Source organism: Enterobacter sp. P82, from assembly GCF_037053385.1.
Taxonomy (GTDB): Bacteria; Pseudomonadota; Gammaproteobacteria; order Enterobacterales; family Enterobacteriaceae; genus Enterobacter.
The window spans coordinates 64870-82812 of the sequence record NZ_JBALHX010000003.1; the positions used below are offsets into that span (position 1 = coordinate 64870).

Genomic DNA, 17943 nt, shown 5'->3' on the forward strand with positions numbered 1-17943 from the left:
CAAAATGCACGCCGGTAAAATGCTTAATGTCAGGGTTGCCAGCCGGTTAAGGCTGGCCGGATAGGTTACGCGCCCGCCGCCAGCAGCAGGTCAGCGATTGCGGTGAAGCCTTTTTCTCGCGCCAGTTCGAGCGGCGTTTTTCCGTATTTATCGGTCATGTGCGGGTTCGCACCGTGATTCAGCAGCAGCTTCACAATTTCCTGCTGCTTTGCGCCGCCGTCATTTAACACGATGGCTTCCAGCAGCGGTGTCCAGCCAACAAAGTTGGTGTGGTTAACGTTAATATCGGTTTTCTCCAGTAATTCGCGCACAATTTCCACGTGCCCTTTTTCACTGGCGGGTGTAATACCTACGCCACCGAAACGCGTCAGACGGTCGAGATCCGGATTTGCCGGAAGGACGATGCGCAGCAGGGTTAAATCGTTCGTCAGGCAGCTAATCAGGAAGGGGTTAAAACAGGTCTGGTCTTGTTTATCAATATCCGCGCCGGCGGCAATTAATAACTCCACACAAGAATAATGCTTTTTCAGGCTGGCAATAATAACCGCAGTTCTTTTCTGGCGGTTGGTGGCGTTAATATCCACGCCTTTTTCCAGGCAGGCTTTTAGCGCATCGCTATTGCCCTCTTCTGCCGCCAGCAGAAATTCAGTAACGAGTTCAGTTCCAGACATATTCAGACTCCCGATGTTTTTATTTCTGTTGACCTGAGAATAGCAACAGCCTGGTCATAAAAGAATCCGCTTAAAAATGATTCATCGACAGTCAATTCATTATTGAGTTAAATTCAACAATTCAGCCAAAACGTGCGGACGTGCAATCTTTTCCTTATGTTTTCGCGCTTTTTAACGCGTAAGGCTGCATTCTGCTTATGCCTGACAAAGCCTTGCTATGCGCGACTTGCAGTAAAAATTCAGAACTGTGATCGGCTTCAAATGCGTTGTAACAACGCTGTTAAAATATGTTCAAAACTGATGGCTCACAGGAGCAGTGATATGAATTCTATCTTTACCGAAGAGAACCTGCTGGCCTTTACCACCGCCGCACGCTTCGGCAGTTTCAGCAAGGCCGCTACCGAGCTGGGTGTCACCACCTCGGCCATCAGTTACACCATCAAGCGGATGGAGACCGGCTTAGACGTTGTGCTGTTTGTGCGCAACACGCGCAGCATTGAGCTGACCGAGTCCGGCTTTTACTTTTATCGCAAAGCCACCGATCTGTTGAATGATTTTTATGCCATCAAACGCGGGATAGACACCATTTCTCAGGGCATTGAAGCGCGAGTACGCATCTGTATTAATCAGCTTTTATACACCCCACGCCATACCGCGCGGCTGCTGCAGGTGCTGAAAAAGCAGTTTCCCACCTGCCAGATAACCGTGACGACCGAGGTGTATAACGGCGTCTGGGACTCCATCATCAACAACCAGGCCAATATTGCCATTGGCGCGCCGGACACGCTGCTCGACGGCGGTGGCATTGATTACACCGAGATTGGCGCTATCCGCTGGGTATTCGCCATCGCGCCGGAACATCCGCTGGCCTTCGTCCCGGAACCAATAGCAGAGAGCCAGCTACGCCTGTATCCCAACATCATGGTGGAAGATACCGCCCATACCATTAACAAGAAGGTCGGCTGGTTGCTGCACGGGCAGGAGGCGATTCTGGTGCCGGATTTCAACACCAAATGTCAGTGTCAGATCCTGGGGGAAGGGATCGGGTTCTTGCCCGAATATATGGCCCGTGAGGCGGTGGAAGAAGGGTTGTTGGTCACCCGACGCATTAATAATCCACGTCAGGACTCACGCATGCTGCTCGCCACGCAGCATGCGGCGACCGGCCAGGTCACACGCTGGATCAAACAACAATTTGGCCCTGCGGGGGTGCTGACCCACATCTATAGCGATCTCTTGTGGCGCGAAGCGATAAATTAGTTTAGCATTTACTTAATTAAGTAAACACTAAACTATCATGACTGAACTCGAACAACTTCAGGCCAGCGCTGAGCAGGCCGCAGGACTCTTAAAAGCGATGAGCAACCCGCGTCGGTTGCTGATCCTCTGCACGCTGTGCGGTGCCCCCGGCACCAGCGCGGGGGAGCTGGCTCGCGCAACGGGACTTAGCCCCTCCGCCACGTCGCAGCATCTGGCGCGTATGCGTGAAGAAGGGCTTATCGACAGCAGCCGCGAGTCGCAGCGCATTCTCTATTTCATTAAAAACGATGCCGTGCATCAGCTTATCAGTACCCTGAAAACCCTTTATTGCCCGTAAGGAGCCGCCATGTCACTTCCTCTTCTATCACCGCAGCAGGCCAATGCGCGCGTTGCCGAAGGCGCAAAACTGATTGATATTCGTGATGCCGATGAGTATGCCCGCGAACATATTCCGGCTGCACAGTGCGTACCGCTGGATACCTTACCCGGCGGGCTGACTACACGGGCGGGTGAAACCGTGATTTTTCACTGTCAGTCCGGCGCCCGGACGTCCGGAAATGCTGACCGCCTTGCACAGGCTGCTGCCCCCGCTCAGGCATTTGTCGTCGAAGGTGGCATTCAGGGCTGGAAGCAGGCCGGACTGCTGACTGTCGAGGACAAATCGCAGCCGCTCCCGCTGATGCGTCAGGTGCAAATTGCCGCCGGGCTGTTGATTCTCTGTGGCGTGGTGCTGGGCTATAGCGTCTCAAGCAGCTTTTTCCTGCTCAGCGGTTTTGTGGGGGCCGGGCTGCTCTTCGCAGGTCTGACAGGTTTTTGCGGTATGGCACGACTGCTGAAAGTGATGCCATGGAACCGGCGTACCTCATAAGCAGTAATCCGTAAATGACACTGTACCCGGCAGCGCGCGTGGGCTAAGGTGAAGTTCGCTAAAACGATGAGGAGGTAATATGTTTTCTGTCGGTGATTATGTGCAACCGCGTAAAGGCGGTCCGAAACTGAAAGTCATTGAAGTTGAGGGTGATAGCGTTGTGGCGGTACAGGCCAGCAATGAACAAGGCGAGAAATATACCCTGAAAGCCAGCGATCTGGCTCTGTATACCGAAGACGGTGATTTCGGCGTCTGCTGAACAGACAACCGGACGGAGTGATCCGTCCGGCTCACGGATTAGATCAGAAAATCATCCAGTGATTTACCGTTTGCCAGCGCACTGGCAATTGGCTTCGGCGTACGTCCCTGACCAGTCCACGTTTTTTCTTCACCGTTCTGGTCAATAAAACGATATTTTGCTTCACGCGCTTTACGTTTTTTCACCGTCTTTCCTGCCTGCGCCAGATCTGAACCCAACAGGTCAGTCGGTGAAATACCATCGGCTTTCATCAGTTCCAGCAGAGCGTTAATTTTTTCCTGCTGCTCAGTACGCTGCAACTCTAATTCCGCCAGCTCACTACGTTTCTCTTCAGCAACGACCCTGACCTTTTCCAGCATTTCCTCAAGAACGTCCAGGGATAATTCACGCGCCATGGCGCGCAGAGTTCGGATATTATTAAGATTCTGTAACGTCAAAGACATATTATTTGGAAACCTTTTCTTTGGGGTAAATAGAGAAATCACAGTCAGAATAATTCATTTCTGTCTAAATATCTACCCACAGGACTTTCCTGACAATAATGTAAATATTTTTAGATATCGTCATTAATAATATCCCATACCGTGTACGGGATACGCCCGCCTGCATTCACAGAATCAATACAAATGGTCAACTTTAAAACAAATCACAGCATATAACTCGACACAAGAAGTAACTAACTCCCCCATCAGAGATGACAAAATTAACTATTTGATTTTTATATAAAAACAACCCACAGAGACAGAAAATAACGAACCGAACAAAAAACAATCAATTTTAGAGAATTTTGTGGACAAAACGCGATTAAATAAAAATTAATCACTAGTTGTTAGTTCAAACACAGAGATATACGCTATACACGTCAAACAAACCAACCTAAAGCACTAATGGCTGCGGGAAAATCGTTTTTATTGTGTTCTTCTCAAGGAGTTCAGACATGTTCTCACCGCAATCACGCCTTCGCCATGCGGTAGCGGATACTTTCGCGATGGTTGTCTACTGTTCTGTCGTGAACATGCTGATTGAAATATTCCTCTCCGGAATGACCTTCGAGCAGTCACTTTCATCTCGTCTGGTGGCAATTCCGGTTAACATTATTATTGCCTGGCCTTATGGATTATACCGCGATGCGGTCATGCGCCTTGCACGCCGTATCAGCCCCGCTGGCTGGGTCAAAAACCTGGCTGACGTTCTGGCGTATGTGACGTTCCAGTCCCCGGTTTACGTGGCTATTCTGCTGACAGTCGGCGCAGACTGGCACCAGATCGTCGCGGCGGTCAGTTCGAATATTGTGATTTCAATGCTGATGGGTGCGGTGTACGGCTATTTTCTCGACTTCTGTCGCCGCCTGTTCAAGGTCAGCCAGTACAGTCAGGCTAAAGCGTAATGTGAGGCGACTGGCGCACGCCAGTCGCTGATTTACTGTACGTCGCCAAACAGTCCCTTCAAAAACCGCTCCAGTGCCATACGTGAACTGAAGCCATGCGGAATACCATAATGTTCATGCGTCTCGCCGCCTAAATAGAGCGGAAATTGCTGATAATGATCGCAGGTTTTAATATCCGAGGCTGGCTCAGCAAATGACAAACTTCTGTCTTTCAGTGTCGGGTGAATAATGAGCGCGGTACGTCCCATTCTGGCTTCACGATTAACGTAAACATAATTCTCACCACGGCGATATCCATACGCTTTTGATGTCACCTCATCCATGGTGAATCCCTCTTTTTCAAGAACGCGCGCCACCTCATCAGGTCGTAAATACATATCTTTTCCTCGTTATCTTTTCCTGCCCGGCAACCTTACAGTATTCAGCATTAGCAGGGCTTTCAGAATATTCCATAAACTGCCTGATAACGCGTGATGCACTTCAGATATTACATTTCTGAACTAAACTAAACGGGAACACAAAATTACGGAGGATCGTATGTTTAACAGAACGAACCGAAACGATATTAACGACGACGCTCAGGATATTCGTAATGATGTCAGCCAATTAGCCGACTCACTGGAAGAGGTACTGAAATCCTGGGGAACTGACGCGAAGGACGAAGCGGATGCCGCAAAACGTAAGGCTCAGTCTCTGCTCCGTGAAACCCGTGCGCGGATGAACGGCCGTTCACGTACGACTCAGGCGGCCTGTGATGCAGTCAGCTGTGCAAGCACCTTTGTTCGTGAAAGACCGCTCTGTACGCTGGGTACAGTAGCCGCCGTCGGTATCTTTGTGGGTGCCTTGCTTAACCTGCGTAAGTAACCCCGCCTGAAAAACCCGCACAGCCTGCCCTGCCCCGTTGTGCTCATCATCGGGGCAAAACCAATCTAAATTTCCCATATCTTGTATGGTTGAAACTTAAGACAACTACATCTAGTATTCCTTTTAGCAAGCCACACAGTCCTGACGCGTACATTCGCGCCGTGCCCTCATTTTAAATGGAAATACGAATCATGAGCATTATTATTTACACTCGTAACGATTGCGTTCAGTGCCATGCTACTAAACGTGCGATGGAAAGCCGCGGGGTGGCATTTGAGATGGTGAATATCGACCAGCAGCCAGAAGCAGCCGATATCCTGCGCGCGCAGGGTTTTCGCCAGCTTCCGGTAGTGGTTGCCGGGGAAACCAGTTGGTCAGGTTTCCGTCCGGATATGATCAATCGCCTCGCCGCTCAGGCCGCCAGGGCATGAGCGGACTGGTTTTCTTCTCCAGCAGCTCGGAAAACACGCTCCGCTTTATCGAGCGCCTCGGGCTGCCTGCGACCCGCATTCCGCTGAACGAGCGAGAGCGGATCCAGGTAGAGGAACCTTACATACTGGTGGTGCCCAGCTATGGCGGCGGCGGTACGGCGGGGGCAGTTCCCCGCCAGGTGATCCGCTTTCTTAACGATCCCTATAACCGACAGCGTATTCGCGGCGTGATCGCGGCGGGTAATCGCAATTTCGGCGATGCCTTTGGTCGCGCCGGGGATGTTATCTCTCAAAAATGCGGCGTGCCGTATCTCTATCGTTTCGAACTGATGGGGACACAGCAGGACGTAGAGAACGTGCGTAAAGGAGTGAAGGAATTTTGGCAACGACAACCGCAGAACGGGTAATTCAGGCGACACCGGATTACCACGCATTAAACGCGATGCTTAACCTCTATGACCGCGAGGGGGTCATCCAGTTCGGCAAAGACCACGAGGCAGTGGAGGCCTTTTTCGCCGCCCACGTCCGCCCCAATAGCGTAACGTTTGAAAGCCAGAATGCGCGGCTCGACTATCTGGTCAATGAAGGCTATTACGAAGAACGCATCCTCACCCGTTATGATCGCGCCTTCGTGGTGAGGTTGTTCGAACGCGCGCACGCCAGCGGTTTTCGTTTCCAGACCTTCCTCGGCGCATGGAAGTATTACACCAGCTACACGCTGAAAACGTTCGACGGTAAACGCTACCTCGAAAGTTTTGAAGATCGTGTGGTGATGGTGGCGCTGACGCTGGCCCAGGGTGATGAAGCACTGGCTGAACGGCTGATGGCAGAGATCCTCTCCGGTCGCTTCCAGCCCGCCACACCGACCTTCCTTAACTGTGGCAAAGCCCAGCGCGGCGAGCTGGTTTCCTGCTTCCTGCTGCGTATCGAAGACAATATGGAGTCGATTGGTCGCGCGGTGAATTCAGCGCTGCAACTTTCCAAACGCGGTGGCGGCGTGGCGTTTTTACTCTCTAACCTGCGTGAAGCGGGCGCGCCAATTAAGCGCATTGAAAACCAGTCCTCCGGCGTGATCCCGGTGATGAAAATGCTGGAAGATGCCTTCTCCTATGCCAATCAGCTTGGCGCACGCCAGGGCGCAGGTGCGGTGTATCTGCACGCGCACCATCCGGATATTCTGCGTTTTCTCGACACCAAACGCGAAAACGCCGATGAAAAAATCCGCATCAAAACCCTGTCGCTCGGCGTGGTGATCCCGGATATCACCTTTGCCCTCGCCAAAGAGAATGCCGACATGGCGCTGTTCTCGCCTTACGATATCGAACGTATCTACGGGAAAGCGTTCGGGGATGTCGCTATCAGTGCGCTGTACGACGACCTGGTAGCCGACGAGCGCATTCGTAAAACCTACATCAACGCCCGCGATTTCTTCCAGACGCTGGCGGAGATCCAGTTTGAGTCCGGCTATCCGTACATCATGTATGAAGACACGGTGAACCGCGCCAACCCGATTGCCGGCCGCATTAACATGAGCAACCTGTGCTCGGAGATTTTGCAGGTCAACAGCGCGTCGACCTATGATGAAAACCTGGACTACGCGGATATCGGCAAAGATATCTCCTGCAATCTCGGATCGCTGAATATTGCCCACACCATGGATTCCCCGGATTTTGGCCGCACGGTTGAAACCGCCATTCGCGGGCTGACGGCGGTGTCAGACATGAGCCACATCCGCAGCGTGCCTTCTGTTGAAGCGGGAAATACCGCGTCGCACGCCATCGGTCTTGGGCAGATGAACCTGCACGGTTATCTGGCGCGGGAAAGCATCGCCTACGGCAGCCCGGAAGGGCTGGATTTCACCAACCTCTATTTTTACACCGTCACCTGGCATGCGCTGCATACCTCAATGATGCTGGCACGCGAGCGCAACCAGCGCTTCGCTGGTTTTGAACAGTCGCGCTACGCCAGTGGCGAATATTTTAGCCAGTATCTGGAAGGAGACTGGCAGCCAAAAACCGGGAAAGTACGCCAGCTGTTTGATCGTTCCGGTATCACCCTGCCCACGCGCGCGATGTGGCAACAACTGCGTGATGACGTAATGCGGTACGGCATTTACAACCAGAACCTGCAGGCGGTGCCACCGACCGGCTCGATCTCTTACATCAACCATGCCACGTCGAGTATTCATCCAATTGTGTCGAAAATAGAGATCCGCAAGGAAGGCAAAACCGGGCGCGTTTATTACCCTGCTCCGTTTATGACCAACGACAACCTGGCGCTGTATCAGGATGCCTATGAAATCGGGCCGGAAAAGATTATCGACACCTACGCCGAGGCAACAAAACACGTGGACCAGGGGCTGTCGCTGACACTCTTCTTCCCGGATACCGCCACCACCCGCGATATCAACAGGGCACAGATTTATGCCTGGAAGAAAGGCATCAAGACGCTGTACTACATTCGCCTGCGTCAGCTTGCGCTGGAAGGCACCGAAATCGAAGGCTGCGTATCCTGCGCGCTGTAAGGAGAAAGGATGAAACTATCACGCGTGAGTGCCGTTAACTGGAATAAAATTCAGGACGATAAAGATCTGGAGGTGTGGAACCGGCTCACCAGCAACTTCTGGCTGCCGGAAAAGGTGCCGCTCTCCAACGATATCCCGGCCTGGCAAACACTGAACCACGCCGAACAGCAGCTGACAATCCGCGTCTTTACCGGACTCACGTTGCTGGACACCATCCAGAACACCGTGGGCGCGCCTGCGCTGATGCCCGACGCGCTGACGCCACATGAAGAGGCGGTGATGTCAAACATCAGCTTTATGGAGGCGGTGCATGCTCGCTCCTACAGCTCGATATTCTCCACGCTGTGCCAGACCAAAGATGTGGATGCGGCATACACCTGGAGCGAAGAGAGCGAGTCATTACAACGCAAGGCGAATCTGGTGCTGGCGCATTATCAGGCTGATGAGCCACTGAAGAAGAAGATCGCCAGTGTGTTTCTGGAATCTTTTCTTTTCTATTCCGGCTTCTGGCTGCCGATGTACTGGTCCAGCAGGGGCAAGCTGACCAATACCGCTGATTTGATTCGTCTGATCATTCGCGATGAAGCGGTGCATGGGTATTATATTGGCTATAAGTACCAGAAAGGACTGGAGAAAGTCAGCGAGCAAAAGCGCGATGAACTCAAAGGCTTTGCTCTCGATTTACTGATGGATTTGTACGATAACGAGCTGAGCTATACCGAGGAACTGTATGCCGGAACCGGCTGGGAGGAAGATGTGAAAGCATTCCTCTGCTACAACGCCAACAAAGCGATGATGAATCTTGGTTACGACGCGTTATTCCCGCCAGAGATGGCGGAAGTGAACCCGGCGATCCTGGCGGCGCTGTCACCCAATGCTGACGAAAACCACGATTTCTTTTCCGGATCGGGCTCCTCGTATGTAATGGGGAAAGCAGTAGAGACCGAAGATGAGGACTGGGATTTTTAATCACCACTAACGTTCGTTAATTTAATATAAACAGATATTTTTTCCCCTGTATTTGCATAGCAACTACACTGTAATGTCCATGTCATATTCGCCTGAATAGATCCAGTTCAGGCGAAATTTCCCGATGCTGCAACAAAAATTTAAGAAAAACTCAAATCACGCTCAGCCCTTTGCTCATGGGAAATTCAGCCATTTCGCTTACGGCAAAATTCATGCCATAAGCAAACCCAGGGTTGTCTCAGATTCTCAGTATGTTAGGGTTATGCCAGTTAACTATTTACCATGGTAATCATATCGACATAAACAAATAACAGGACACTCTCTATTGCATGGCAATTAAATTAGAAGTGAAAAATCTTTATAAAGTATTTGGCGAGCATCCGCAGCGTGCTTTCAAATATATCGAAAAAGGACTTTCGAAAGAGCAAATTCTGGAAAAAACAGGGCTATCGCTTGGCGTTAAAGACGCCAGTCTGGCCATTGAAGAAGGCGAGATTTTCGTCATCATGGGATTATCCGGCTCGGGTAAATCCACTATGGTTCGCCTTCTCAATCGCCTGATTGAACCCACCCGCGGACAGGTGCTGATTGACGGCGTGGATATCGCCAGAATATCAGACGCCGAGCTTCGCGAGGTGCGCAGAAAGAAGATCGCAATGGTGTTCCAGTCATTCGCGCTGATGCCGCACATGACGGTGCTGGATAATACCGCTTTCGGCATGGAATTAGCCGGCACACCGGCTCAGGAACGCCAGGAAAAAGCCCTTGATGCACTGCGTCAGGTAGGGCTGGAAAATTATGCTCATGCCTACCCGGATGAACTCTCCGGCGGTATGCGTCAGCGCGTGGGATTAGCCCGCGCATTAGCCATTAATCCAGACATATTATTAATGGACGAAGCCTTCTCAGCGCTCGATCCATTAATTCGCACCGAGATGCAGGATGAGCTGGTAAAATTACAGGCCAAACATCAACGTACGATTGTCTTTATTTCCCACGATCTCGATGAAGCGATGCGTATTGGCGATCGTATTGCCATTATGCAAAATGGCGAAGTCGTACAGGTCGGCACGCCGGATGAAATTCTCAATAATCCGGCGAATGATTATGTGCGAACCTTCTTCCGCGGCGTGGATATTAGCCAGGTCTTTAGCGCCAAAGATATTGCCCGTCGTACACCGAACGGCATTATCCGTAAAACGCCTGGATTCGGCCCACGCTCCGCACTGAAGCTGTTGCAGGATGAAGACCGGGAATACGGTTATCTGGTTGAACGCGGCAATAAATTTGTCGGCGTGGTTTCCATCGACTCCCTGAAAACCGCCCTGAGCGAAAATCAGGGAATTGATGCGGCGGTAATCGATACTCCGCTTGCCGTCGATGCCGAAACACCACTCAGCGAGTTGCTCTCTCACGTCGGCCAGGCACCGTGTGCCGTGCCGGTTATTGGTGAAGAACAACAGTACGTCGGCATCATCTCAAAACGCATGTTGCTACAGGCTTTAGATCGCGAGGGGGCAAACAATGGCTGATCAATCAAACCCATGGGGCACCACTGAGGCCGCAGACAGCGCGGCACAATCTGCCGATGCGTGGGGTTCCACGCCAGCACCTGCCGATGGCGGCGGCGCGGCAGACTGGCTCAATAGCGCACCGGCACCGGCGCCAGAACACTTCAACATCATGGACCCGTTCCACAAGACGCTGATCCCGCTGGACAGCTGGGTGACGGAAGGGATCGACTGGGTAGTCACCCATTTCCGTCCGGTCTTCCAGGGGATCCGCGTCCCGGTAGATTACATTCTCAACGGCTTCCAGCAGTTGATGCTGGGCATGCCCGCGCCGGTGGCGATTGTGCTGTTTTCCCTGATCGCCTGGCAGTTTGGTAGTGCTGGTATGGGGATCGCCACGCTGATCTCGTTGATTGCGATTGGCGCCATCGGTGCGTGGTCGCAGGCGATGATCACCCTGGCACTGGTGCTGACCGCCCTGCTCTTCTGTATTGTCATCGGTTTGCCAATGGGGATCTGGCTGGCGCGCAGTCCACGGGCGGCAAAGATCATTCGTCCACTGCTGGATGCGATGCAGACGACACCTGCGTTCGTCTACCTGGTGCCTATCGTAATGCTGTTCGGCATCGGTAACGTACCGGGCGTGGTGGTGACGATTATCTTCGCCCTGCCGCCGATTATTCGTCTGACCATTCTGGGGATTAATCAGGTCCCTGCCGACCTTATCGAAGCGTCACGCTCTTTCGGCGCCAGCCCGCGCCAGATGCTGTTTAAAGTACAGCTCCCGCTGGCGATGCCGACCATCATGGCGGGGGTAAACCAGACGCTGATGCTGGCCCTGTCGATGGTAGTGATCGCCTCGATGATCGCCGTTGGTGGTCTGGGGCAGATGGTCCTGCGCGGTATTGGCCGTCTCGATATGGGGCTGGCGACCGTCGGTGGTGTCGGGATTGTGATCCTCGCCATTATTCTTGACCGCCTGACTCAGGCTGTCGGTCGTGATTCACGCAGTCGCGGCAACCGTCGCTGGTATACCACCGGCCCTGTCGGGTTACTCACCCGCCCATTCATAAAATAAGGAACAACGATGCGACATAGCGTACTTTTTGCCACAGCGTTTGCCACCCTTGTCTCCACCGGCACCTATGCGGCCGACCTGCCGGGCAAAGGCATTACCGTGCAACCGGTTCAGAGCACCATTTCGGAAGAGTCCTTCCAGACCCAGATTGTCAGCCGTGCGCTGGAGAAACTGGGCTATACGGTGAATACCGCCAGCGAAGTGGATTACAACGTTGGCTACACCTCGATCGCCTCCGGCGATGCCACCTTTACCGCCGTCAACTGGCAGCCACTGCATGATGATATGTATGCCGCCGCTGGGGGTGACAAGAAATTTTACCGCGAGGGCACCTTCGTGACCGGTGCGGCACAGGGTTATCTGATCGACAAGAAAACCGCCGATAAGTATCACATCACCAACATTGAACAGCTGAAAGATCCGAAGATCGCCAAACTGTTCGACACCAACGGTGACGGCAAAGCCGACATGATGGGCTGCTCACCGGGCTGGGGTTGTGAAGCGGTCATTAACCACCAGAACAAAGCCTATGATCTGGCAAAAACGGTCGATGTGAGCCACGGTAACTACTCGGCGATGATGGCCGACACCATTGCCCGTTTTAAAGAGGGTAAGCCAGTTATCTACTACACCTGGACCCCGTACTGGGTCAGTGACGTGCTGAAACCGGGTAAAGACGTGGTGTGGCTGCAGGTACCGTTCTCCTCCCTGCCGGGTGAGCAGAAAGATATCGACACTAAACTGCCGAACGGTATGAACTACGGCTTCCCGGTAAACACCATGCATATCGTCGCCAACAAAGCCTGGGCGGAGAAAAATCCGGCGGCAGCGAAGCTGTTCGCAGTGATGAAACTGCCGCTGGCTGACATCAACGCCCAGAATGCCATGATGCATGCAGGTAAATCGTCAGAGGCTGATATCAAAGGTCATGTGGACGGCTGGATCAAAGCCCACCAGCAGCAGTTCGACGGCTGGGTGAAAGAGGCGCTTGAGGCGCAGAAGTAATATGCCGAATTCCCTCTCCACCCGGAGAGGGAACCTAAACCGCACAATACAACACCCAACACTCCCCCAACTTTCACAATCATTCGGTATGATGGTTTCCGGAAAAATAATCACTCAACTAATGATTCCTGAAACCAATGACCAAAACAACTCAAGGGCTTAGCCCCGCACTCATCCTTTTAATGTCCGTGGCAACGGGACTGGCTGTCGCCAGCAACTATTACGCACAACCTCTGCTTGATACCATCGCCCGCGCGTTCAATCTCTCCGCCAGTTCCGCAGGCTTTATCGTCACCGCTGCACAGCTCGGCTATGCCGCCGGGCTGCTGTTCCTGGTGCCGCTGGGGGATATGTTTGAGCGCCGAATGTTAATTGTCTCCATGACCCTGCTGGCCGCCGGCGGGATGCTGATCACCGCCAGCAGCCAGTCATTAACAATGATGATTATCGGCACCGCGCTCACAGGGCTGTTCTCTGTCGTAGCGCAAATTCTGGTCCCGCTCGCCGCCACTCTCGCCTCCCCCGAAAAGCGCGGCAAAGTGGTGGGCACCATCATGAGTGGCTTGCTGCTGGGGATTTTACTGGCTCGTACCGTTGCAGGGTTGCTGGCAAGCCTCGGTGGCTGGCGCACCGTTTACTGGGTGGCGAGCGTATTGATGGTCGTGATGGCGCTGGCCCTGTGGCGCGGACTGCCGAAGGTGAAGCAGGAGAATCACCTGAACTATCCGCAGCTTCTGGCCTCCGTTTTCAGTCTGTTTACGCAGGATAAACTCCTGCGCACTCGTGCCCTGCTGGGGTGTTTCACCTTCGCCAATTTCAGTATTTTGTGGACGTCGATGGCTTTTCTGCTGGCCGCGCCACCGTTTAACTATTCTGAAGCGACGATTGGTCTGTTCGGTCTGGCTGGCGCCGCTGGTGCTCTGGGTGCGCGTCCCGCTGGCGGGCTTGCCGATAAGGGCAAATCCCATCTGACCACCTCCGCAGGGCTGATTTTACTTCTGCTCTCCTGGGCGGCGATTTGGTATGGGCACGTCTCGGTACTGGCGCTGATCGTCGGTATTCTGGTGCTCGACCTCACCGTGCAGGGCGTTCACATCACCAATCAGACCGTGATCTATCGCGTGAAGCCAGAGGCACGTAACCGCCTGACGGCCGGATACATGACCAGCTACTTTATTGGCGGCGCAGCGGGTTCATTAATTTCCGCCTCGGCGTGGCAGCATGCGGGTTGGTCAGGCGTATGTGGAATTGGGGCTATCGTCGCCGCACTGAACCTGGTTGTATGGTGGCGCGGTTACCATCGTCAGGATGCGATTAACTAAGTTTTACATTGCGTTGGGCCTCTTAGGGTATAAAGAGGCCCTTCAGTCTGTTAATGTAAACGTAATCATTTATCCCAGAAATTTTAATGTGGGTGACATATTTACAATCGGCATGAATAGTTCAGACCCCCGTCCTCACATCCTCTCTTCAGCGGGTTCACACCCTACGCTTTCTGTGCTCACCGGGTCACGGACTTACCCGGCGCTTTCTGATGGTGACATAAGTTTGGCGGATATAACCGCACAAATAATTCATTTACATTATTTGTCACTATCGTTACTATATCGGCTGTAATTAATGAGGTTATGCCCAAATGGATAGTTCGTTTACGCCCATTGAACAAATGCTTAAATTCCGCGCCAGTCGCCATGAGGACTTCCCGTATCAGGAAATCCTGCTGACTCGCCTGTGCATGCACATGCAGGGTAAGCTACTGGAAAACCGTAATAAAATGCTGAAAGCTCAAGGGATTAACGAGACGTTGTTTATGGCGTTGATTACGCTGGAGTCTCAGGAAAACCACAGTATTCAGCCTTCCGAGCTGAGCTGTGCACTGGGTTCCTCCCGTACCAATGCAACCCGTATTGCTGATGAGCTGGAAAAACGCGGCTGGATTGAGCGCCGTGAAAGCGACAACGATCGCCGCTGCCTGCATCTGCAACTGACCGATAAAGGTCACCAGTTCCTGCAAGAGGTGCTGCCACCTCAGCACAATTGCCTGCATAAACTCTGGTCTGCCCTCAGCACCACCGAGCGTGACCAGCTTGAGCACATCACTCGCAAGCTGCTTACCCGTCTGGACCAGATGGATGAAGACGGCGCTATTCTTGAGGCGCTGCGCTAACGCGACGACACGCTCGAACATCCAGATTTAAAAAAGAAAACTGACAGGCCAGCACGTCACACTGCTGGCCTTTCTGACAACAGGTCGGCTCAGCCGATGTGAAAATAAGAAGATCGTGGAGAACAACAATGAGCGCAAATGCGGAGAGCACTACCCCGCAGCAACCGGCCAATAAGAAAGGCAAACGTAAGAGCGCCCTTCTTCTGTTGACCTTGCTCTTTATCATTATTGCCGTGGCATATGGGATCTATTGGTTTTTAGTATTGCGTCATGCTGAAGAGACAGACGACGCCTACGTGGCAGGGAACCAGGTACAGATTATGGCGCAGGTGTCGGGCAGCGTGACGAAAGTCTGGGCTGATAACACCGACTTTGTGCAAAAAGGCGATGTGTTGGTCACGCTGGATCCAACCGACGCTCAGCAGGCGTTTGAAAAAGCACAGACGGCACTGGCCTCCAGTGTCCGTCAGACTCGCCAGCTGATGATCAACAGCAAACAGCTTCAGGCCAACATTGACGTGCAGAAAACGGCACTGGCCCAGGCGCAGAGCGACCTGAACCGCCGTGTTCCGCTCGGTACTGCCAACCTGATTGGCCGTGAAGAACTGCAACACGCACGCGATGCCGTTGCCAGTGCTCAGGCACAGCTGGATGTGGCTATTCAACAGTACAACGCCAACCAGGCGATGGTGTTGGGTACCAGCCTGGAAAACCAGCCTGCCGTGCAACAGGCAGCGACCGAAGTGCGTAACACTTGGCTTGCCCTGCAGCGTACTAAAATCGTCAGCCCGATGACCGGCTATGTCTCCCGCCGTTCCGTACAGCCTGGGGCGCAGATTAGCCCGACCACGCCGCTGATGGCCGTTGTTCCGGCAGATAATCTGTGGGTCGATGCCAACTTTAAAGAGACGCAGCTTGCCCATATGCGTATCGGCCAGGCGGCGACAGTTATCAGCGATATTTACGGCGATGACGTCAAGTACACCGGGAAAGTGGTGGGTCTGGATATGGGGACCGGCAGTGCCTTCTCCCTGCTGCCAGCACAGAACGCCACCGGTAACTGGATCAAAGTGGTTCAGCGCTTGCCTGTACGTATTGAGCTGGATCCAAAACAGCTCGCAGATCACCCGCTGCGTATCGGCCTCTCAACGCTGGTTACGGTGGATACCGCTAACCGCGAAGGTCAAATCCTGGCAAGCCAGGTGCGTAGCAGCCCGGCTTATGAAAGTAACGCCCGTGAAATTAGCCTCGATCCGGTCAACAAGCTGATCGATGACATCGTGAAGGCAAACGCTGGTTAATCCGAAGGTGAGCGTTATGCAACAGCAAAAGCCGCAAAAACCGTTGGAAGGCGCGCAGCTGGTCATTATGACCATCGCGCTGTCGCTGGCGACATTCATGCAGGTGCTGGACTCCACCATCGCAAACGTGGCGATCCCGACCATCGCCGGTAACCTTGGCTCGTCACTGAGCCAGGGGACCTGGGTAATTACCTCGTTTGGGGTGGCAAACGCCATCTCAATCCCCATTACCGGCTGGCTGGCGAAGCGCGTCGGTGAAGTGAAGCTGTTCCTGTGGTCGACAATTGCCTTTGTTCTCGCCTCCTGGGCGTGCGGCATGTCCACCAGCCTGACGATGCTGATTTTCTTCCGCGTCATTCAGGGGATTGTGGCCGGGCCGTTGATTCCCCTGTCACAGAGTTTACTGCTGAACAACTACCCACCCGCCAAACGCTCTATCGCGCTGGCGCTGTGGTCGATGACGGTGATCGTCGCGCCGATTTGTGGGCCTATCTTAGGCGGCTATATCAGCGATAACTATCACTGGGGCTGGATCTTCTTTATCAACGTACCGATTGGCGCCGTGGTGGTCATGATGACGTTGCAGTCGCTACGCGGCAGAGAAACCCGAACGGAACAGCGTCGTATCGACGCCATTGGTCTGGCATTGCTGGTTGTCGGCATCGGTAGCCTGCAGGTCATGCTCGACCAGGGCAAAGAGCTGGACTGGTTCAACTCCCGGGAGATCATCATCCTGACGATTGTCGCGGTGGTATCGCTGAGCTTCCTGATTGCCTGGGAGTTAACCGACGATAACCCGATAGTCGACTTGTCGCTGTTTAAGTCGCGAAACTTCACCATAGGCTGTCTGTGTATTAGCCTCGCCTACATGCTCTACTTCGGCGCTATTGTTCTGCTGCCGCAATTATTGCAGGAGGTATATGGCTATACCGCAACCTGGGCGGGTCTTGCCTCTGCGCCAGTTGGATTGATTCCGGTACTGTTGTCGCCGATCATCGGCCGTTTCGCCCACAAGCTCGACATGCGCAGGCTGGTGACATTCAGCTTCATCATGTATGCCGTGTGCTTCTACTGGCGCGCGTATACGTTCGAACCGGGAATGGACTTTGGCGCCTCCGCGTGGCCGCAGTTTATCCAGGGCTTTGCCGTGGCCTGTTTCTTTATGCCGCTGACCACCATCACGCTTTCCGGTTTACCGCCTGAGCGCATGGCGGCAGCATCGAGCTTGTCGAACTTTACGCGTACGCTGGCAGGCTCCATCGGGACCTCGATCACCACGACGCTGTGGACCAACCGTGAGTCGATGCACCATGCTCAGCTCACTGAAGCGGTGAACCCGTTCAACCCTAATTCTCAGCAGATGTATGCCCAGCTTCAGGGAATGGGAATGACGGAACAGCAGGCATCCGGCTGGATCGCCCAGCAGATCACCAGCCAGGGGCTGATTATCTCCGCAAACGAGATTTTCTGGGTGTCGGCCGGGATCTTCCTCGTCCTGCTGGGTCTGGTGTGGTTTGCCCGTCCACCGTTTGGTGCCGGTGGTGGAGGCGGTGGCGCGCACTAAAGCGCGTTGTCCAAAACGCGACAGTTATTGTCAGTTTCGATAAAGCAGCGCTCCTGAAATCCATTCACGATAGTGAAAAGACAA

20 protein-coding genes are annotated in these 17943 nt (G+C 53.3%); 17 read left to right on the forward strand and 3 right to left on the reverse strand.

The annotated features are described in order from the left end of the window. Positions 1 to 65: 65 nt before the first annotated feature. A complete protein-coding gene (locus WB237_RS15765; protein WP_028016785.1) occupies positions 66 to 671 on the reverse strand; it encodes an ankyrin repeat domain-containing protein in 606 nt (201 codons plus the stop codon). Positions 672 to 992: 321 nt separating this feature from the next. On the opposite strand from WB237_RS15765, the gene WB237_RS15770 reads away from it, so the two are divergent. The 4 genes from WB237_RS15770 to WB237_RS15785 all read left to right on the forward strand — a co-directional run bounded on the left by WB237_RS15770 (position 993) and on the right by WB237_RS15785 (position 3058). Beyond that, positions 993 to 1931: a LysR substrate-binding domain-containing protein gene (locus WB237_RS15770; protein ID WP_114978685.1), complete on the forward strand. Its 939-nt coding sequence runs from the start codon at positions 993 to 995 to the stop codon at positions 1929 to 1931. Between the two features lie 37 nt (positions 1932 to 1968). After that, positions 1969 to 2268, forward strand: a complete 300-nt coding sequence (locus WB237_RS15775) for an ArsR/SmtB family transcription factor (RefSeq protein ID WP_336214451.1) — start codon at positions 1969 to 1971, stop codon at positions 2266 to 2268. A gap of 9 nt (positions 2269 to 2277) precedes the next feature. Then, the gene (locus tag WB237_RS15780; protein ID WP_336214453.1) at positions 2278 to 2799 is read left to right on the forward strand and encodes a rhodanese family protein; all 522 of its coding nucleotides are present in this window, start codon (positions 2278 to 2280) and stop codon (positions 2797 to 2799) included. A 79-nt stretch (positions 2800 to 2878) separates the two neighbouring features. Next, complete coding sequence (locus WB237_RS15785; RefSeq protein WP_028016789.1) at positions 2879 to 3058, forward strand: hypothetical protein; 180 nt, start codon at positions 2879 to 2881, stop codon at positions 3056 to 3058. A gap of 38 nt (positions 3059 to 3096) precedes the next feature. Here WB237_RS15785 and stpA read toward each other — a convergent pair whose 3' ends face one another. Then, positions 3097 to 3501 carry a DNA-binding protein StpA gene (gene stpA / locus WB237_RS15790; RefSeq protein ID WP_336214455.1) on the reverse strand — a complete coding sequence of 135 codons (405 nt, stop codon included), beginning with the start codon at positions 3499 to 3501 and terminating at the stop codon, positions 3097 to 3099. Between the two features lie 494 nt (positions 3502 to 3995). Here stpA and alaE point away from each other — a divergent pair, with 494 nt between their 5' ends. Next, positions 3996 to 4445, forward strand: coding sequence for an L-alanine exporter AlaE (gene alaE, locus WB237_RS15795; protein WP_336214457.1), 450 nt, complete (start codon positions 3996 to 3998; stop codon positions 4443 to 4445). A gap of 32 nt (positions 4446 to 4477) precedes the next feature. Here the strand turns inward: alaE and WB237_RS15800 are convergent, their stop codons facing one another. After that, the gene (locus WB237_RS15800) at positions 4478 to 4822 is read right to left on the reverse strand and encodes a DUF2002 family protein (RefSeq protein ID WP_006811693.1); all 345 of its coding nucleotides are present in this window, start codon (positions 4820 to 4822) and stop codon (positions 4478 to 4480) included. Between the two features lie 160 nt (positions 4823 to 4982). Between WB237_RS15800 and WB237_RS15805 the strand changes: the two genes are divergently transcribed. The 12 genes from WB237_RS15805 (at position 4983) to emrB (ending at position 17859) form a co-directional block, all read left to right on the forward strand. Further along, entirely contained in the window at positions 4983 to 5309 is a 327-nt protein-coding gene (locus WB237_RS15805) for a DUF883 domain-containing protein (protein ID WP_028016792.1), read from the forward strand. Positions 5310 to 5500: 191 nt separating this feature from the next. Beyond that, positions 5501 to 5740, forward strand: a complete 240-nt coding sequence (gene nrdH, locus WB237_RS15810; protein WP_028016793.1) for a glutaredoxin-like protein NrdH — start codon at positions 5501 to 5503, stop codon at positions 5738 to 5740. Continuing rightward, positions 5737 to 6147: a class Ib ribonucleoside-diphosphate reductase assembly flavoprotein NrdI gene (nrdI, locus tag WB237_RS15815; protein ID WP_336214461.1), complete on the forward strand. Its 411-nt coding sequence runs from the start codon at positions 5737 to 5739 to the stop codon at positions 6145 to 6147. The genes nrdH and nrdI overlap by 4 nt, the downstream gene beginning before the upstream one ends. Then, the gene (gene nrdE / locus WB237_RS15820) at positions 6120 to 8264 is read left to right on the forward strand and encodes a class 1b ribonucleoside-diphosphate reductase subunit alpha (RefSeq protein ID WP_336214463.1); all 2145 of its coding nucleotides are present in this window, start codon (positions 6120 to 6122) and stop codon (positions 8262 to 8264) included. The genes nrdI and nrdE overlap by 28 nt, the downstream gene beginning before the upstream one ends. A 9-nt stretch (positions 8265 to 8273) precedes the next feature. Continuing rightward, entirely contained in the window at positions 8274 to 9233 is a 960-nt protein-coding gene (gene nrdF, locus WB237_RS15825) for a class 1b ribonucleoside-diphosphate reductase subunit beta (RefSeq protein ID WP_336214465.1), read from the forward strand. A 329-nt stretch (positions 9234 to 9562) separates the two neighbouring features. After that, entirely contained in the window at positions 9563 to 10765 is a 1203-nt protein-coding gene (gene proV, locus WB237_RS15830; RefSeq protein WP_336214468.1) for a glycine betaine/L-proline ABC transporter ATP-binding protein ProV, read from the forward strand. Continuing rightward, positions 10758 to 11822: a glycine betaine/L-proline ABC transporter permease ProW gene (gene proW, locus WB237_RS15835; RefSeq protein WP_028016798.1), complete on the forward strand. Its 1065-nt coding sequence runs from the start codon at positions 10758 to 10760 to the stop codon at positions 11820 to 11822. The genes proV and proW overlap by 8 nt, the downstream gene beginning before the upstream one ends. 9 nt (positions 11823 to 11831) lie before the next feature. After that, positions 11832 to 12827: a glycine betaine/L-proline ABC transporter substrate-binding protein ProX gene (proX, locus tag WB237_RS15840; protein ID WP_114978673.1), complete on the forward strand. Its 996-nt coding sequence runs from the start codon at positions 11832 to 11834 to the stop codon at positions 12825 to 12827. Between the two features lie 137 nt (positions 12828 to 12964). After that, on the forward strand, positions 12965 to 14149 hold the full coding sequence (locus WB237_RS15845) for an MFS transporter (RefSeq protein ID WP_336214472.1): 1185 nt from the start codon (positions 12965 to 12967) through the stop codon (positions 14147 to 14149). Between the two features lie 314 nt (positions 14150 to 14463). Beyond that, a complete protein-coding gene (gene mprA / locus WB237_RS15850) occupies positions 14464 to 14994 on the forward strand; it encodes a transcriptional repressor MprA (RefSeq protein WP_028016801.1) in 531 nt (176 codons plus the stop codon). Between the two features lie 128 nt (positions 14995 to 15122). Continuing rightward, the gene (gene emrA / locus WB237_RS15855; RefSeq protein ID WP_129995114.1) at positions 15123 to 16295 is read left to right on the forward strand and encodes a multidrug efflux MFS transporter periplasmic adaptor subunit EmrA; all 1173 of its coding nucleotides are present in this window, start codon (positions 15123 to 15125) and stop codon (positions 16293 to 16295) included. A 16-nt stretch (positions 16296 to 16311) separates the two neighbouring features. After that, positions 16312 to 17859, forward strand: a complete 1548-nt coding sequence (gene emrB, locus WB237_RS15860) for a multidrug efflux MFS transporter permease subunit EmrB (RefSeq protein ID WP_336214476.1) — start codon at positions 16312 to 16314, stop codon at positions 17857 to 17859. The last annotated feature ends 84 nt before the right edge of the window (positions 17860 to 17943 follow it).

Coding starts and splice junctions, on each gene's coding strand:
- WB237_RS15765 (WP_028016785.1), bottom strand. CDS start 671: ATGTCTGGAACTGAACTCGTTACTGAATTTCTGCTGGCGGCAGAAGAG.
- WB237_RS15770 (WP_114978685.1), top strand. CDS start 993: ATGAATTCTATCTTTACCGAAGAGAACCTGCTGGCCTTTACCACCGCC.
- WB237_RS15775 (WP_336214451.1), top strand. CDS start 1,969: ATGACTGAACTCGAACAACTTCAGGCCAGCGCTGAGCAGGCCGCAGGA.
- WB237_RS15780 (WP_336214453.1), top strand. CDS start 2,278: ATGTCACTTCCTCTTCTATCACCGCAGCAGGCCAATGCGCGCGTTGCC.
- WB237_RS15785 (WP_028016789.1), top strand. CDS start 2,879: ATGTTTTCTGTCGGTGATTATGTGCAACCGCGTAAAGGCGGTCCGAAA.
- stpA (WP_336214455.1), bottom strand. CDS start 3,501: ATGTCTTTGACGTTACAGAATCTTAATAATATCCGAACTCTGCGCGCC.
- alaE (WP_336214457.1), top strand. CDS start 3,996: ATGTTCTCACCGCAATCACGCCTTCGCCATGCGGTAGCGGATACTTTC.
- WB237_RS15800 (WP_006811693.1), bottom strand. CDS start 4,822: ATGTATTTACGACCTGATGAGGTGGCGCGCGTTCTTGAAAAAGAGGGA.
- WB237_RS15805 (WP_028016792.1), top strand. CDS start 4,983: ATGTTTAACAGAACGAACCGAAACGATATTAACGACGACGCTCAGGAT.
- nrdH (WP_028016793.1), top strand. CDS start 5,501: ATGAGCATTATTATTTACACTCGTAACGATTGCGTTCAGTGCCATGCT.
- nrdI (WP_336214461.1), top strand. CDS start 5,737: ATGAGCGGACTGGTTTTCTTCTCCAGCAGCTCGGAAAACACGCTCCGC.
- nrdF (WP_336214465.1), top strand. CDS start 8,274: ATGAAACTATCACGCGTGAGTGCCGTTAACTGGAATAAAATTCAGGAC.
- proV (WP_336214468.1), top strand. CDS start 9,563: ATGGCAATTAAATTAGAAGTGAAAAATCTTTATAAAGTATTTGGCGAG.
- proW (WP_028016798.1), top strand. CDS start 10,758: ATGGCTGATCAATCAAACCCATGGGGCACCACTGAGGCCGCAGACAGC.
- proX (WP_114978673.1), top strand. CDS start 11,832: ATGCGACATAGCGTACTTTTTGCCACAGCGTTTGCCACCCTTGTCTCC.
- WB237_RS15845 (WP_336214472.1), top strand. CDS start 12,965: ATGACCAAAACAACTCAAGGGCTTAGCCCCGCACTCATCCTTTTAATG.
- mprA (WP_028016801.1), top strand. CDS start 14,464: ATGGATAGTTCGTTTACGCCCATTGAACAAATGCTTAAATTCCGCGCC.
- emrA (WP_129995114.1), top strand. CDS start 15,123: ATGAGCGCAAATGCGGAGAGCACTACCCCGCAGCAACCGGCCAATAAG.
- emrB (WP_336214476.1), top strand. CDS start 16,312: ATGCAACAGCAAAAGCCGCAAAAACCGTTGGAAGGCGCGCAGCTGGTC.